Origin of the sequence: Prolixibacter sp. SD074 (assembly GCF_009617895.1) — a bacterium.
GTDB lineage: Bacteria > Bacteroidota > Bacteroidia > Bacteroidales > Prolixibacteraceae > Prolixibacter.
On sequence record NZ_BLAW01000001.1, the window covers coordinates 1,724,036 to 1,738,632 of the forward strand.

Sequence of the window (14,597 nt, forward strand, 5' to 3'; positions counted from 1 at the left end):
GTACAAGCCGGGCAAGTGGTGAGCATTGACTAATTCAACGTGCGGTACTCGTTAGGCGTATACCCCGTTACGTTTTTAAACAACCGGGTGAAGTGTTGGGGATATTTAAAACCCAATTCAGAGGCAATTTCATTCACCGTTTTATCCGCATCAAATGTCTTCTGCTTGGCCACATCTATAATCTTGTTCTGGATATATTCCTTGGCCGATTTTCCTGTTTCCTTTTTTATCAAATCGCCAAAATAGTTGGCCGATAGATGAAGTTCTTCAGCAAAATAAGCAACCGATGGTAAGCCGATGTTCTGAGGCTTATCCGACGAAAAATAGCTATTTAGTAGTTCCTCAAACTTTTCCAGGATTCCCCTGTTAACGCTATCTCTTGTAATAAACTGACGATCGTAAAAACGTTCGCAATGATTCAGCAACAAGTCAAGTTTCGAAACAATCAGTTTCTTACTGTGCTTATCGACAGGCTGTTGAAGTTCAGCATCTATTTTGGAAAAGCAATCCATCACAATCTCCCGCTCGCGTTCCGATAAATGCAAGGCTTCGTTTGCCTTGTAACTGAAAAAGCTATAGTCACTACTGATGCTTTTGGCAAGTGAAGTACCATGGAGCAGGTCGGGATGAAAAACCACAGCATATCCCTTGGGTTGATACACTTTACCGTCGGTTTCAATTTCCATTACCTGTCCCGGAGCAACGAAAACCATGGTCCCTTCCTGGTAGTCATAGTAATTACGACCATATCGTAAATCGCCGCATTTTACATCTTTCAGAAAAATACAATACATACCATAATTGATGCGCACAGTCTTTTCTCCGTCCCATGATCTTGGATTCGCTCTTGAAAAATCGATAACGCTAACCAAAGGGTGCAGTGTTTCGTGATTATTCAGGGTATTATATTCGTGTACGGTGTCAAATTTGAATATCAGGCTCATCTCAGTACGGTTTGATATAAAACAAATGTACGCATTCCTGTAAAGCAGTAAGTACTCCATCGGTCCAATCAGTAAAAATGGTAGACAATACAGTAGTCTGTATACCAATATCTTTTCGACATCTCCCTACCTTTAGAAGGTGAAAAAATATCGTACCATGAGAAGTGAAAATAAAAATGGAAAGCCTGTAACGTTCAATGGTGCTTCAGGCGGTAGTACAAGGCGTAGCCTGATGCTTGCCCTCTTGTTGTTTTTGACGGTCATCAGCCTGTCGGCTCATGCCCAAACACGAAAGAAGCCATTGATGGTTCGCGAGCAAGGTAGTTTTGCCGTTGGCGGCACCGTAATAACCAATCCCGGGACCTTCGACCCGTATCACCCCACCCCGGCAGGACAAACGTTTCGTGGCGACCATGCCTACGTTTTCTACCAGGTTCCGGTGAAAGCCCGAAAATACCCCTTAGTAATGTGGCATGGCTTTGGGCAGTTTTCCAAAACCTGGGAAACCACACCCGACGGCCGGGAGGGATTTCAGAACATCTTTTTACGCCGGCGCTTCCCGGTTTATTTGATTGACCAGCCGCGCAGAGGTGATGCCGGTCGCAGTACCGTTGCCGCGAACATAGAACCAACACCTGATGAACAGCAGTGGTTCGACACGTTTCGGATTGGCATATGGCCCAACTATTTCGATGGTGTTCAGTTTGCGCGTGATTCAGCCACACTGGATCAATACTTTCGTCAGATGACGCCCAGCATCGGGACAGTCAATGTACATGTAAATGCAGCAGCAGTTTCTGCCCTGTTCGATAAAACAGGCCCGGCAGTCCTGGTTACACATTCACACTCCGGTGGAATGGGTTGGCTTACCGCTGTCCGTAACCGGAACGTTAAAGCTATCGTTTCATATGAGCCGGGAAGCGGTTTTCTTTTCCCGGAAGGTGAAGTACCTGCGCCCATGTCGAGCTCGGGCGGTACACTCGAAGCTGTTGGAATTCCCATGCAGGATTTTATGCAGCTCACCAAAATTCCCATCGTAATCTACTATGGCGATAATATTCCCGATAAGCCAAATGTCAATCCGGGTCAGGATGGTTGGCGGGTACGACTTGAAATGGCCCGGTTGTGGAGAGATGCCGTCAACCGGCATAGAGGTGATGTAACAGTCGTACATCTCCCCGAAATCGGTATCAAAGGCAACACGCATTTTCCGTTTTCCGATTTGAATAATATACAAATAGCCGACTTAATGTCGGAATGGTTGAAGGAAAAAGGACTGGACAAATAAAATACACAGTAAGAACATGATGCAAACAGTAAAATTGAACAATGGCATTGAAATGCCGATTCTGGGGTTTGGAGTTTTTCAGATAACAGATCAAAGTGAATGTGAGAATAGTGTAATTGATGCCATTGAAGCAGGTTACCGATTGATTGATACGGCAGCATCGTACCAGAATGAAACAGCGGTTGGGAATGCCCTTACAAAAAGTGGTGTAGCTAGAGAAGATTTGTTTATCACAACAAAATTATGGGTGCAGGATACAGGCTACGAAAACACGAAAAAGGCTTTTGAAAAATCATTAAACAAACTGCAACTTGATTACCTGGATTTGTACCTGATTCATCAGCCGTATGGCGATGTGCATGGAGCATGGAGAGCGATGGAAGAGTTATACAAAGCCGGAAAGGTGAAGGCCATTGGTATAAGTAATTTCCAACCCGACCGGGTAATGGATATCATTGCCTTTAACGAAGTTATTCCCACGGTCAACCAGATCGAAACACACCCTTTTCAGCAACAAACAGAGGCCCAAAAATTCTTAACCGAAAATAACGTACAGATTGAATCGTGGGGACCTTTGACCGAAGGCCGGAATAATCTTTTTCAAAACGAAGTCCTAACGGCTATCGGAGGTAAATACAATAAATCGGTTGCACAGGTTGTGCTTCGCTGGCTGACGCAACGAGGCGTTGTGGTAATTCCCAAAACGGTCAAAAAGGAAAGAATGAAGGAAAACTTCAACATTTTCGATTTTGAACTGAATACGGAAGATATGGAAGCCATTGCAACGCTTGACAGGAAAGTCAGTAGCTTTTTCGATCACCGTGACCCGGAAATTGTAAAATGGATGGGAAGTCGCAAGCTCGATTTATAATTTTTGGAGGAAACGAAACATGAAAAGAAGAATAAGATACCTTTTTTTAGTAGCGATGCTTGTGCCAACCAGCACAATCTCTTCCGCTCAAACCAAGCCAAATAATCCTTTTGGCCTGGTTTACAGGAATGCCATTACAGAAAATGTAGCTGGCAAGGTGAATATTCATCCGGTAACCTCCAAACTGCATGGCCTGTATATGTGAACCAGGCTATGAACAAACTCAACGAATTCTTTGGCAAATTCTTGTAAAAAATATTCCAATGACAAACTACATAAAAAACAACACCATGAAAAAATCAATTCTCGGACTGTTTCTCATCATCATATGTGCGCAATGGTCCTTTGCACAACATGGACTAAATCCAACCAACAGGGCATTTACAGCTGAAGAACAAGAGGTTATTAAACTCTCCAAAGAAAAATGGCAGTGGATGGCAGATAAGAATGTGGACAAATTAGATTCGCTCTTTGAACCAAAAGCAATGTTCGTGCACATGGGAGGTTCCTGGGGCAAAGAACAGGAACTCAATGTGATTAAAAACGGTTTTATTTGGTACAAGAAAGCAGATATCCATGATCTAACGGTTAATATTTTTGGCAATACAGCTATTCTGTTAAACAGGATTACGTTGTTAGCTGAGGTGGGCAGCCGTGAAGTCAGCAATCCTTTTATGGTCACCGAAGTTTACATTAAACAGAACGGCAGTTGGAAGATGGGCTCCTTATCCTTCTCACATCTGCTTACACCTCCCGCCCCTGGCACAGCCCCAAACGAGGAGTCACACTAGTTTGCTGAATTAGCTGTCAGTAACAACTAAAAATGAAAAGTAAACCCAGAAGCCTTATTCTGATAGCCATGGTTACGACAACAAGTTCTCTTTCGTTTACACGATTGATGGCCCCTGGCGATCGGTAAGGTCCTTCATTGAAATACGCTGTAAAATGGAAAATTCAAAACCTGACACATGAAAAAGCTATTATCCGGATTGATATTATGCATTGTCGCATTTTCCGTAAATGCTCAACACACAGTAGAAAATACTGAGCGAAACACGCCACCAACTATTCGTACGGCATCCGGAATGGTGCAAGGTGTAACAGAAGGAGATGCTTCCATCTTTAAGGGGATTCCCTTTGCTGCACCGCCGGTTGGCGGATATCGCTGGCGCCCGCCACAACCCGTAACCCATGGGAGGGGATTCGTGAGGCAAAAGAGTTTGGCCCTAATTGTGCGCAAGGCGGATGGGGAGCCGCTCCCGGAACAATTCAGGAAGGTTCATCAGAAGATTGCCTCTACCTTAATTTGTGGAAACCTGCCGATGCTTTGTACCCCGTTTCAGCCGAAACGATCGGAGTAAATTTTGCCCACAAACATGGCATTGAAGGAACGGATGCAACCGCATTGGCCAGGTTGCGCGCCCTGGGTGTAGAGGAGATTGTTGACGGTGGCCAGGAAACGGATGGCCAGGGAGGTCCACGAATCTATTCAGGCCCGATTCTCGATGGTAAACTGGTGGTTGAAACGGCTGAGAGTGCATACAAAGCAGGCAGGCAGGCAAAAGTTCCGCTCATCATCGGGAATTGCAGTGCAGAGATAGGCGGAGGCTTTGTGAATGCCAGCAAGTCAAAGGACGAACTGTTTTCACTTTTCGGCACACTGGAGGGGGAAGCAAAAGCGGCCTATGATCCTGATGGAAATAAAGAATTCGCAGAGGTACAAACAAAGTTTAATACCGACTGGGTATGGGCTGAACCCGCCCGGTTTGTAGCAAGGGTTTTTGTGGCTAATGGAGAACCTGCCTATATGTACCTGTTCGGATACGTCCCTGCTCCAATGAAGGAAAGAATGCGCTATGGTGCCGGGCACGGATCGGAAGTTGCCTACGTATTTGACAACCTGAATGCCCGCTGGGGAGCACCCGAGACAACGCCTGAAGATCAAAAGATAGCACAAATGTTGAACACCTACTGGGCAAACTTCGCCAAAACCGGCAATCCCAATGGCCCGGGACTGCCCAAATGGCCTGTTTATAACACGAAAAATGAAGAGATTCTCGATATCCAGCCCGATGGCAATATAGTTGGAAAGCCCGGCCCCCGGGAAAGCAAGACTGGATGTGATTAAAAAGGCTTTCAGGTTTAGGGATCGTATTCAATTACGGGGAGGAATTTAATCGTTAAAATAAAACCGGTAGCACCACACCAAAGATTTGTGAGCAGGCAACTGATAATTAAAAAATAACCAGATGAAAAAGTTGAGAGTGAGAATCTTCATTGGATTGACTATTATTTTCTGCCCAATCGTAGCCCTTCAAGCGCAAAACATGACTGAACCGGAAAATTCATTAACAGTAAAGCAACAAACTATTGTCCCCATTGCAGCCTATACGGCGATAGGAGACCTTCAGCATCTGAAACCGGCACTGAACGAGGGCTTGGATGCCGGGTTAACCATCAATGAAATAAAAGAGGCTTTGGTACATCTGTATGCCTATTGCGGATTTCCACGCAGCATCCGCGGATTGCAGACGTTCATGGAAGTACTCGATGAAAGAAAAGCGAAGGGAATCAGCGACGAAATGGGGCCCGAAGCATCACCGGTAAATGACGGACGCAGCAAATATGAACGCGGAAAAGCGAATCTGGAAAAACTGATAGGGATGCCATTAACCGGACCGCAAAGAGGTTATGCCGCTTTTGCTCCGGTCTTAGAAATATTCCTGAAGGAACATCTGTTCGCTGATATTTTTGATCGGGACATTTTAACGTTTGCAGAAAGGGAACTGGTGACCATTTCAGTACTCAGCTCTATAAGCGGTGTCGAACCGATGCTGCGTTCCCATTTATCAATTTGTCTGAATGTGGGCTTCACTCCCGGACAGCTAACTGAATTTACCGGAATCATAAAATCAACTGTTGGTAAAAAGAAAGCCAAAGCTGCTCAGGCGGTTCTGAATGAGGTGCTCAAAAACCGGCAATCGCAATAACGATAAACAAATGAAAAAGACCGAACGATGAAATACCATCTTACATACAGCTTACTCTTTCTGATACTTCTGGTTGCCGCTTGCAACACGAAGAAAAAAACAGACGAATCAATCCGCCAAGCGGAAACACTTTTTCCAAAAGGAGAAGAACTTAACAGCAAGAACTTCACCGGAACGGTGTGGCTGTACATGATGGGGGCCAGGGATAGTACTTTGCATGCCCGGTTTGGCAATGTAACTTTTGCACCAAAAGCAAGTACAAACTGGCATTCACATCCGGGCGGGCAAATCCTCTTCATTACAGAAGGCAAAGGATATTACCAGGCAAAAGGCCAGCCTGCCCGATTATTACACAAAGGCGATGTTGTGGAAATCCCACGAAACGTGGTACACTGGCATGGAGCAGCACCCGACAGTGAATTTGCACACATTGCCATCAGCCTGAATGCCGATGAGGGAGGTGCGGTTTGGCTGGGACCTGTTACCGATGAAGAATATGATAGCAGTATAATGCAATAAGGCAATACCCTGCATAAGCAGCAAACTAGGTCAATATTATTCAGATGTGGTCAATTTGTCAACCTAAAACCTGTAACTCTTTAACAACAGAAACAAGTACACAAACGAGCGTGCTACTTCGCGGAAGTGTAAAATGCATTGTACGATTCCGTTAGTTATTCCGCTCAGATGTGGCGACCTTTATCACAATAATTAAATACAACAGATAATGAAAACAAAAATGCAAAAACGGAAACTGGGAAACAGTAACATGGAAGTATCAGCCATTGGACTTGGCTGCATGGGTATGAGCTTTGGATACGGGATGGTTGCTAATGAAAAGGAAATGATTAAACTGATACATGTTGCGGTCGAAAAAGGCGTCACCTTCTTCGATACCGCCGAAGTGTACGGACCTTTTATCAATGAGGAGCTGGTGGGTAAAGCGCTGGAACCGTATCGTGACAAAGTAGTTATTGCCACCAAGTTTGGTTTCAATATCCCGCAACAAAACAGTTCAAAAGAAGCCAAAGATTTACCCCCCCTCAACAGCCGCCCCGGGAACATTCGCCAGGTGGCGGAAGCTTCGCTGAAACGCCTGAAAGTAGAAGCTATTGATTTGTTCTACCAGCACCGCGTTGACCCGAATGTCCCCATCGAAGATGTGGCCGGAACGGTGGGTGATTTAATTAAGGAAGGGAAAGTGAAACACTTTGGTTTGTCCGAAGCCAGTGTCAAAAACATCCGCCGTGCCCACGCAGTACAACCGGTGACGGCTTTACAAAGCGAATATTCGCTTTGGTGGAGAGAGCCGGAAGACGAAATCATTCCCACGCTGGAAGAACTGGGCATCGGCCTCGTTCCCTACAGTCCGCTGGGAAAAGGTTTCCTGACGGGAAAGATAGACGAGAACACCACCTTTGGCGACAAAGACTTCCGTAGTTCGGTTCCCCGCCTATCGCCGGAGAATATCAAGGCCAATCTCGCTTTTGTTGATTTTATCCGTCAAATCGCTGAAAAGAAAAACGCTACCCCGGCACAAATAGTACTGGCGTGGTTACTGGCTCAAAAACCCTGGATTGTCCCCATCCCGGGCACAACCAAACTGCATCGGTTAGAAGAAAACATTGGTGCTGCTTCCATCGAATTCACCCCGGATGAACTCAACGAAATCCAGGTCGAAGCTTCCAAAATAAAAACACAGGGGGGCAGGTACGCTGAAGGTGCTCAAAAACTGATTGACAGGTAATGCCACTGGTTAATTCCGCAAAGTATCATAATCCAGTAATATTGGCTATAATGGGCCTGTCAAAAAGTTTCTCCCAAAAGTATCTTCGGTTTAGTTTGTAAACGAACGCATTCAAATACAATTGGAGGTATTTGCCTTTGACCTTGTGGTAATTGCCCAACAGGTCCCGCGTTGCATTGCCGATGGTGATATATACCCAGCGCAGCATTTCTTTGGTGAGCCGGTCACTGGATTTCTCAGAAATATGCAGCTCAACATCGTCGGAAATGTCTACATAGGAAGTACTGTCGTCGGTAAGGACAATGCTCTTTTCCTCAAAGGGTTCCTTTACCGTTGCGTTTATCGCCCCGGCATGGTGCGAACCCAACACTTTTGCCTTAAAATACCTGCACTGGCTGGTTTTATTCCCTGTCTTTATGTCTTGAAGCTGGGCCGATTCCGCCATGATCGCCACATTCGACTTCCCGGCCGCACCACGGCCACGTTTCCCTTTGACCTTTTCCACTTCAGAAGACTCAATGGTGAAATAGCCCGTCCATCGCCATCTTGGGGATTACTGTAAAAGCTGATGTATCGGGCTTCAGGAATATTCAAGGGCCGAATCAGATTTTCCATCAGATATGATTCGCAGGTTCCCTGTTGCTCCATCGGTATCCCTCCCCATTCGTCGAGTTTAATGGGATCAATTCATAATTGGGGTGGATTTTTTAGATTACGCATAAATCTTAGCCACTCTGAAAAGGAAAAATTCAATATCGACAACTCCTCTTTGAGTTGCACGGAAAGCTTTAAGTTTGGCATTAAATGATTCAGCAGAAGCATTAGTGCTTCGGTTGTCAAAGAAGTTTAATATTTCAGGATAATGCGCATAGAATGTAGCAGATATGGTATTGAAAGATTTAAAACCGGATTCAGTAACATCGTTGAACCACCTGGCCATTTTAGTATAAGCTACTTTCTTGTCCGTGTTTTTCAAAAATATCATTCTTAATGAATGTGTCAGGGAATATGCTTCTTTAATGTCGGGATAAAGCTCAAACAATACAGCAGCTCTTTTCTTTTGCTTGTCAGTCCATTTATCCCCTGATTTAAACAATAAATACCGGCTACGGGCCAGAAGTTGTTTTTTAGTGTCTCCATTGCTTAAAACTTCAGGGATATATTTTACGCCATCAGCTTTTGCATTTTCAATTGCATTGGTTTCTTCATTAATGGCATCCCAACGGTGTTTGATACGTATCTCCTGCAATGCATCATAGGCCAGTTTCTGGACATGAAAGCGGTCAATAACCCGGCTGGCTTTTGGAAAACAACTTTTTACTATTTTTCGCATGGAACTGGCCATATCCAGTGTTACCTCTTCAACTGCATTTCTTTCTTCTTCTGATATCTTATCTAAAACTTCAATAACTTTCCCTGCCTCTGTCCCTTCTATCATGGCCACTAAAGAGCCCTTTTTCCCTTTCCCTGCCTTATTGGTCACCACGGTGTAAAGTTCTCCATTGGTAAGTGCTGTTTCATCGATACTCAATCGTGTCCCTATATTCCCTGGAAAAAGGATCCAATCCTTTGAATGGGACTTCTGTTCCCATTCATGAAAATCGCTCAAATGATCCTTGTATTGTTGCCCAAAATAATCTCCGTTGATATAATAATGTTTCTCTAAGCTATTCGAACTTATCGGGTATTTGTCCAAGTAACCCTTTTAAAAAAGCAGCAAACTCTTTGGTGTAGCTGGTGCCTTTGGCTATTAAATCCCATCGGGAACTATAGATCTTTCCTGTGTGCTTGTCCTTCCATTTTCGTCGCCTGACGACAAAATAGACTGTCTTGTCCCTTAACGGAAAATCTTGGATACGGACAGGCTCGTCGAATCCATTTGAAACCAGCTCTTTATCAGCGTGCTCCAAGGGCTTAATTGACTTTTCATTTAAATGTAGCTCTAATTGTCCACCTTCTACTTCCTTGAAATCAATCAAATCAAAGTATTCAAATATTTCCTGGGGCAATAAGTAACGTAGTAAGCTTTCTATTTCCATGACATAAAAGTAGAATTTTTTGTTGCCCACCCTAATATTGAAGTGAGCCGTTTAATGATACGCAACTCGTCGAATAATTCAACTTGTTCTCGAAATTCGTGAACAAGCTGCCTGTAGTTGCTGTGGGGATTGCACCTATAGCAGCACAAAGTAAAAGGTTTTTATGGATACCCAGGGCCAACGCATTTAATTTGTGATTAATTTCAGCAGGAACTTGTTGTCCCAGCCGGCCCTGAGCCTTTTGGACTTGAGGCTTCCCTTGGAACTGTCCTTTTTCAATATATTAAGGGCAATTTTGTTGACAAGGGCAAAGTTTTGGGCTGCCATCCCGTTCCTCTTTCTTTGGCCGTCCTCCCCAAAAGTCATGTCCAGTGTCCAGTGCAGTGAGTTTTCCACGCCCCAGTGCATCCTGATATATTGGTTGAACCGGTCAGCCGAGGTGTCCAAACTACTGATGTAGTAACGGGCCTCATGTTCCGTTTTGTCACGGACAACCCGTTCGGTGGTGATTCTTACAATACTTGACAGCCCTTCCCATTTTTCCTTCCCGTGCAAAAACCCCAGGTCGTTGATCACTTCGCACTTGCGTGTTTCTATCCGTCCGTGCCCTTTTTCGGTCACTTCGTGGGTTGAGGCAGGTTGCTGCACCCGGAAAATGCTTTCGGTTTCCTCCCTTAATTCTTTTTGGTTCCCTTTTAAGGCCAGCACGTAGTCACCTTCTCCCTTCACAATGGCTTCAGCTATTTTGGTTTGGGTGCCCATGGCGTCAATGGTTACAATGCAGCCTTCGATATCCAGAATCTCCAGCAATAAGGGGATGGTGGTGATTTCGTTGGATTTTCCCTCCGACCTGCATTGCCCAAGCACCAGTCCGTTGTGGCCGGCCCAGGCATTGACCAGGTGGATCGGGGACCGGTCATGAAAAGTGTCTTTTGATCCCCTTGCCGTTTTCCCGTCAATGGCAATCAACTCCAGGTCAATATCTTTATCCTTCAGCGAAGCGGCCCATTGGGCAAACAGCTTTTCGAATTTTCCGGGATTGAGCATCGAAAAGACCCGGTTGATCGTATCGTGCGAGGGGATGCCGTTGGGCAGTTTCAGGAAGCTTTTTAGGAAACCAATCTTGGTTTTCCCGAACAGCTCGATCGAGTTCCACGACTCCGCCCCACATAGGACTGCAATGATGGCCAGGATAACAATATCCAACAACAGGTGCTTCTTGTTCCGTTTGATCCTTGGATCGTTCAATCCTGAAAAGTGTTTGTGCAATGAGGTTTCCATAGTGCCTTGTTTTCAACCAAAACTGGGAAACTCCCGGCTGAATGCTGTACCACGGCCAGTACAAGTTATTGACATTCAAAGATGAACATATCAACAATCATTCAAAAAGATTCAAGTTTCAGGATTTAAGCCCGGGCCCATGTTGATAACCCGTGAACAAACCCATTCAAAACCTGGCTTTTTCAAAAAGTCATGCGTTGGCCCTGTATGGATACCCGCATATTTACCTAATTTGATTATCTTTGAGAAAGATTAATTGCCATGTCGTTAATCAATTTCATCGAACAGTTCCCGGGCGAAGCAAGCTGCAAGCAAAAGTTCAAGGAATACCGCGATCAAGTAGGTGTTGTTTGTCCCAGGTGCAAGGGCAAAGACCACTACTGGAAGAGGGACAAAGAACAGTACGAGTGCAAGAATTGCAAAACAAGGATCACGCTAAAAAGTGGGACGGTCATGCATAAATCGAAACTCCCATTCCGTTACTGGTTCATAGCGATGCACCTTCTAACCTCTACAAAAAAGAGTTTTTCGGCAAAAGAGATACAACGGCAACTTGGGCATAAGCGCTATCACCCAATTTGGCACATGGTGCACAAGCTCCGCAGCTCAATGGGAAAACGGGATGGGGAGTATGTCCTGGCAGGCAGGATCGAATTGGATGAGGGGTATTTTTCCACGGAAGTGCCTGAAGAGGAAAAAAACCGACTGCTAAAACGTGGCAGGGGCAGCCAGAAAAAATCGAAAGTGCTCGTAATGGCAGAAAGCACAATGGTGGAATCGCCAAAGAAAGGCCAGAAACCACGCCGGATAGGTTATTTGAAAATGAGGGCCATCGAAGATCTCAAAAGCGAAACAATCGATGAAATTGTCAAAGGCATGGCTTCCGGTGCAGAAGAAGTTGACACCGACGGCTCAACATCTTATGTGAATTTGAAACGGTATATCCCCAGGCACAATTCCCAAGTCATACCAAAAGAAAAAGTGGGTGAAGTATTGCCATGGGTACATATAGCGATAAGCAACGCCAAGAGGCAATTGATAAACACATTCCATGACATCAAGCCCGAATTCCTGCAAAACTACCTCGATGAGTTCTGCTATAAATTTAACCGGCGATATTACGGGGAAGCCCTGTTTAACAGATTGCTTGTAGCATGCGTGAGTTATAAAAATGAGTTTAGGTGCAAATACGGATAATCATATTTTTTTAAACAGTCATTCCTCCATCAATTGGATTAACGGTTCCGGTTATAAACTCACTATCATCACCGGCCAGAAACAGCATTAATTTAGCTACTTCTTCGTTGGTGGCATAGCGGCCAAGCGGAATGGATTGCTCGAAACTTGTTTTCGCATTATTAGCTTTTCCCGGAGCAAAACCTTCCTCTAATGAACGCATCATTCGGTTATCTACCGGCGAAGGGTTAATTGTGTTAACCCGGATTTTGTGAGGAGCTCCTTCTAATGCCGCAGATTTCATCATGCCGATAACCGCATGTTTGCTGGTTACATAAGGTAATATATTAGGAGTTCCTTGAAGTCCGGCTACCGATGAAGTAATGACAATGCTACCACCATTCTTCTTCATGTGTGGAAAAACATGGCGTAGGCCATAATAGATTCCCTTTACATTTATATCAATAACCCTGTTAAATTCATCCAGTGGATATTCATCCAACGGAGATACTTTTCCCTCAATACCTGCATTGTCCAGAAAAACATCAATGGTGCCAAATTTTTTAATGGTTTCATCAACGTATTTTTTTGCTTGTTGCTCATCGGAAACATCAGCAACTACATAGGCTGATGTTTCTTTACCGATATCCTTGACCGTTTCTTTTAGTGCATCTTCGTTAATGTCAACAAGCATTACTTTGGCACCTTCGTTTACGAACATTTTTGCTGCAGTAGCTCCAATATTACCAGAACCACCCGTAATTAATACTACTTTATTTTCCAATCTGTTCATATTACATTAATTTTAGTTTATTTTTATACACTGCTAAACAACTATTTATTTTTTTTTGTTTAATTCAAATGCCCTTTTTTAGGTTCATCACAAAAAAAACGGATATTTATTGGCGTGAAAATCAAAAGAATGAAGTAATCAATATTCATTTGACCATTTTATGCAGCGCGAAGTCACCCTTTAGTTCGGCCTATGCAAACTACAGCACCATCTGAATTGCACAAACAGCAAATTAAGTGAGTGTTTTTTCGTTAATTTTAGGTTATGACAATCCGTTGATTTGAACTTTTTTGAAAATTTTAACATATATGTGTTGCCACGTTAAATGATCCAACATATATTTGTACGGAATTATAAATTGAATGTGTATGAATGATAAAAGCACTGTTACTATAGAAATGTTTTATACGCTGACTTGTCCAAATTGCAAAATATTGAAAAGAATGTTGGATGAAGTACTGCCCCAATATGGTGACAAGTTTCAATTAAAAAGAAGCCTTGCCAATTCGCCCAGGGGAATGGTTAGAACAATGAAATTAGGAATCCATTCAGTTCCGACCCTTCTCATTGATAATAAAATAACTTTTCGAAGTGTCCCCAAAAAGGAAGAATTAATTAATACCTTAAATAGTTTAATAAATCATTAAATTATGGAAATATGGAAGAAAAGAAAAAACTAAGATGTCCGCTTGGTATCCCGGGTGGAATCATTGCTGCCTTGATTGGCTTAATTGGAGTAGTTGTTAATATTATAGACTTCAATTGGTTTGAGTTAATAACCTCCTTTGCGCTCTTATTGCTAGCACTGCCATTTGTGCGGGTAACGATGATGGTTCACATGGCCAACGACCGATTGGATGAATTAGAAAATAACTTAAAAACAAATAAATAAAGGAGATATGACTATGCTAAAAATTGGAATTATCATTGGTAGTACCCGACCGGGACGCAACGCTGAACAAGTTGCTAAATGGGTATATGATTTTGCATCAAAACGAAACGATGCAGAATATGAATTAGTTGACCTTAAAGATTACAATTTACCTTTGCTTGATGAAGCTTATCCGGCTTCCTTTGGCCAATATTCGAATGAACATACAAAAGCCTGGGCAGAAAAAATTAAATCGCTCGATGCTTTTATATTTGTAAACGGAGAATATAACCACTCGATACCCGGTGCCTTAAAAAATGCATTGGACTATTTGTATGCCGAATGGAACAATAAAGCGGCCAGCTTTGTCAGCTATGGTTCTGCAGGTGGTGCAAGGGCTGTGGAGCACCTTCGGCTGGTTTTGAGTGAATTACAAGTAGCTCATGTTCGCACTCAGGTATTGCTGTCGTTGTTTACCGATTTCGAAAACTTTAGTGTTTTTAAACCTGCACCATTACATTCTGACAACTTAAATGCAATGTTAGACCAGTTGATTAGCTGGGGAAATGCTTTGAAAACACTAAGAAAATAACTACA

At 43.7% G+C, this 14,597-nt stretch carries 17 protein-coding genes and 2 pseudogenes; 13 read left to right on the forward strand and 6 right to left on the reverse strand.

From position 1 onward, the window contains the following. Positions 1-29: 29 nt before the first annotated feature. Positions 30-944: an AraC family transcriptional regulator gene (locus tag GJU82_RS07555; protein ID WP_153631597.1), complete on the reverse strand. Its 915-nt coding sequence runs from the start codon at positions 942-944 to the stop codon at positions 30-32. Between the two features lie 157 nt (positions 945-1,101). Between GJU82_RS07555 and GJU82_RS07560 the strand changes: the two genes are divergently transcribed. The 9 genes and pseudogenes from GJU82_RS07560 (at position 1,102) to GJU82_RS07595 (ending at position 7,840) form a co-directional block, all read left to right on the forward strand. After that, positions 1,102-2,232, forward strand: coding sequence for an alpha/beta fold hydrolase (locus tag GJU82_RS07560; protein WP_153631598.1), 1,131 nt, complete (start codon positions 1,102-1,104; stop codon positions 2,230-2,232). Between the two features lie 16 nt (positions 2,233-2,248). Further along, positions 2,249-3,103 (forward strand): aldo/keto reductase, encoded by an 855-nt coding sequence (locus GJU82_RS07565; protein ID WP_228488613.1) that lies wholly within the window; start codon positions 2,249-2,251, stop codon positions 3,101-3,103. A 19-nt stretch (positions 3,104-3,122) separates the two neighbouring features. After that, positions 3,123-3,308: a hypothetical protein gene (locus tag GJU82_RS07570; protein WP_153631599.1), complete on the forward strand. Its 186-nt coding sequence runs from the start codon at positions 3,123-3,125 to the stop codon at positions 3,306-3,308. Positions 3,309-3,393: 85 nt separating this feature from the next. Next, a complete protein-coding gene (locus GJU82_RS07575) occupies positions 3,394-3,894 on the forward strand; it encodes a nuclear transport factor 2 family protein (RefSeq protein ID WP_153631600.1) in 501 nt (166 codons plus the stop codon). A 294-nt stretch (positions 3,895-4,188) separates the two neighbouring features. After that, positions 4,189-4,370, forward strand: a pseudogene (locus tag GJU82_RS17920) (carboxylesterase family protein); the annotation flags it as partial. 60 nt (positions 4,371-4,430) lie between these two features. Further along, positions 4,431-5,231, forward strand: a complete 801-nt coding sequence (locus tag GJU82_RS17430; protein WP_228488615.1) for a carboxylesterase family protein — start codon at positions 4,431-4,433, stop codon at positions 5,229-5,231. Between the two features lie 121 nt (positions 5,232-5,352). Then, positions 5,353-6,093, forward strand: coding sequence for a carboxymuconolactone decarboxylase family protein (locus GJU82_RS07585; RefSeq protein ID WP_153631601.1), 741 nt, complete (start codon positions 5,353-5,355; stop codon positions 6,091-6,093). A gap of 27 nt (positions 6,094-6,120) precedes the next feature. Further along, complete coding sequence (locus GJU82_RS07590; RefSeq protein WP_153631602.1) at positions 6,121-6,612, forward strand: cupin domain-containing protein; 492 nt, start codon at positions 6,121-6,123, stop codon at positions 6,610-6,612. A 208-nt stretch (positions 6,613-6,820) separates the two neighbouring features. Continuing rightward, the gene (locus GJU82_RS07595; RefSeq protein WP_228488616.1) at positions 6,821-7,840 is read left to right on the forward strand and encodes an aldo/keto reductase; all 1,020 of its coding nucleotides are present in this window, start codon (positions 6,821-6,823) and stop codon (positions 7,838-7,840) included. Positions 7,841-7,865: 25 nt separating this feature from the next. Here GJU82_RS07595 and GJU82_RS07600 read toward each other — a convergent pair. The 4 genes and pseudogenes from GJU82_RS07600 to GJU82_RS07615 form a co-directional block, all read right to left on the reverse strand. Next, positions 7,866-8,372, reverse strand: a pseudogene (locus tag GJU82_RS07600) (IS1595 family transposase); the annotation flags it as partial. A gap of 180 nt (positions 8,373-8,552) precedes the next feature. After that, positions 8,553-9,371: a transposase gene (locus tag GJU82_RS07605; RefSeq protein ID WP_228488599.1), complete on the reverse strand. Its 819-nt coding sequence runs from the start codon at positions 9,369-9,371 to the stop codon at positions 8,553-8,555. A gap of 136 nt (positions 9,372-9,507) precedes the next feature. After that, positions 9,508-9,879: a transposase gene (locus tag GJU82_RS07610; protein ID WP_153631442.1), complete on the reverse strand. Its 372-nt coding sequence runs from the start codon at positions 9,877-9,879 to the stop codon at positions 9,508-9,510. Positions 9,880-10,065: 186 nt separating this feature from the next. Then, positions 10,066-11,160 (reverse strand): ISAs1 family transposase, encoded by a 1,095-nt coding sequence (locus GJU82_RS07615; RefSeq protein ID WP_153631308.1) that lies wholly within the window; start codon positions 11,158-11,160, stop codon positions 10,066-10,068. A gap of 261 nt (positions 11,161-11,421) precedes the next feature. Here GJU82_RS07615 and GJU82_RS07620 point away from each other — a divergent pair, with 261 nt between their 5' ends. Next, positions 11,422-12,357 (forward strand): IS1595 family transposase, encoded by a 936-nt coding sequence (locus tag GJU82_RS07620; RefSeq protein ID WP_153631603.1) that lies wholly within the window; start codon positions 11,422-11,424, stop codon positions 12,355-12,357. Between the two features lie 10 nt (positions 12,358-12,367). On the opposite strand, the gene GJU82_RS07625 is transcribed toward GJU82_RS07620, so the two are convergent. Next, positions 12,368-13,129 (reverse strand): SDR family NAD(P)-dependent oxidoreductase, encoded by a 762-nt coding sequence (locus GJU82_RS07625; protein ID WP_153631604.1) that lies wholly within the window; start codon positions 13,127-13,129, stop codon positions 12,368-12,370. 398 nt (positions 13,130-13,527) lie between these two features. Between GJU82_RS07625 and GJU82_RS07630 the strand changes: the two genes are divergently transcribed. The 3 genes from GJU82_RS07630 to GJU82_RS07640 are packed head-to-tail and all read left to right on the forward strand — an operon-like array spanning position 13,528 to position 14,592. Then, on the forward strand, positions 13,528-13,776 hold the full coding sequence (locus tag GJU82_RS07630) for a thioredoxin family protein (RefSeq protein WP_228488773.1): 249 nt from the start codon (positions 13,528-13,530) through the stop codon (positions 13,774-13,776). 11 nt (positions 13,777-13,787) lie between these two features. Then, on the forward strand, positions 13,788-14,021 hold the full coding sequence (locus GJU82_RS07635) for a hypothetical protein (RefSeq protein ID WP_153631606.1): 234 nt from the start codon (positions 13,788-13,790) through the stop codon (positions 14,019-14,021). A gap of 7 nt (positions 14,022-14,028) precedes the next feature. Then, on the forward strand, positions 14,029-14,592 hold the full coding sequence (locus GJU82_RS07640; RefSeq protein WP_228488617.1) for an NADPH-dependent FMN reductase: 564 nt from the start codon (positions 14,029-14,031) through the stop codon (positions 14,590-14,592). Positions 14,593-14,597: the final 5 nt, after the last annotated feature.

Coding starts and splice junctions, on each gene's coding strand:
- GJU82_RS07555 (WP_153631597.1), bottom strand. CDS start 944: ATGAGCCTGATATTCAAATTTGACACCGTACACGAATATAATACCCTG.
- GJU82_RS07560 (WP_153631598.1), top strand. CDS start 1,102: ATGAGAAGTGAAAATAAAAATGGAAAGCCTGTAACGTTCAATGGTGCT.
- GJU82_RS07565 (WP_228488613.1), top strand. CDS start 2,249: ATGATGCAAACAGTAAAATTGAACAATGGCATTGAAATGCCGATTCTG.
- GJU82_RS07570 (WP_153631599.1), top strand. CDS start 3,123: ATGAAAAGAAGAATAAGATACCTTTTTTTAGTAGCGATGCTTGTGCCA.
- GJU82_RS07575 (WP_153631600.1), top strand. CDS start 3,394: ATGAAAAAATCAATTCTCGGACTGTTTCTCATCATCATATGTGCGCAA.
- GJU82_RS07585 (WP_153631601.1), top strand. CDS start 5,353: ATGAAAAAGTTGAGAGTGAGAATCTTCATTGGATTGACTATTATTTTC.
- GJU82_RS07590 (WP_153631602.1), top strand. CDS start 6,121: ATGAAATACCATCTTACATACAGCTTACTCTTTCTGATACTTCTGGTT.
- GJU82_RS07595 (WP_228488616.1), top strand. CDS start 6,821: ATGAAAACAAAAATGCAAAAACGGAAACTGGGAAACAGTAACATGGAA.
- GJU82_RS07610 (WP_153631442.1), bottom strand. CDS start 9,879: ATGGAAATAGAAAGCTTACTACGTTACTTATTGCCCCAGGAAATATTT.
- GJU82_RS07615 (WP_153631308.1), bottom strand. CDS start 11,160: ATGGAAACCTCATTGCACAAACACTTTTCAGGATTGAACGATCCAAGG.
- GJU82_RS07620 (WP_153631603.1), top strand. CDS start 11,422: ATGTCGTTAATCAATTTCATCGAACAGTTCCCGGGCGAAGCAAGCTGC.
- GJU82_RS07625 (WP_153631604.1), bottom strand. CDS start 13,129: ATGAACAGATTGGAAAATAAAGTAGTATTAATTACGGGTGGTTCTGGT.
- GJU82_RS07630 (WP_228488773.1), top strand. CDS start 13,528: ATGTTTTATACGCTGACTTGTCCAAATTGCAAAATATTGAAAAGAATG.
- GJU82_RS07635 (WP_153631606.1), top strand. CDS start 13,788: ATGGAAGAAAAGAAAAAACTAAGATGTCCGCTTGGTATCCCGGGTGGA.
- GJU82_RS07640 (WP_228488617.1), top strand. CDS start 14,029: ATGACTATGCTAAAAATTGGAATTATCATTGGTAGTACCCGACCGGGA.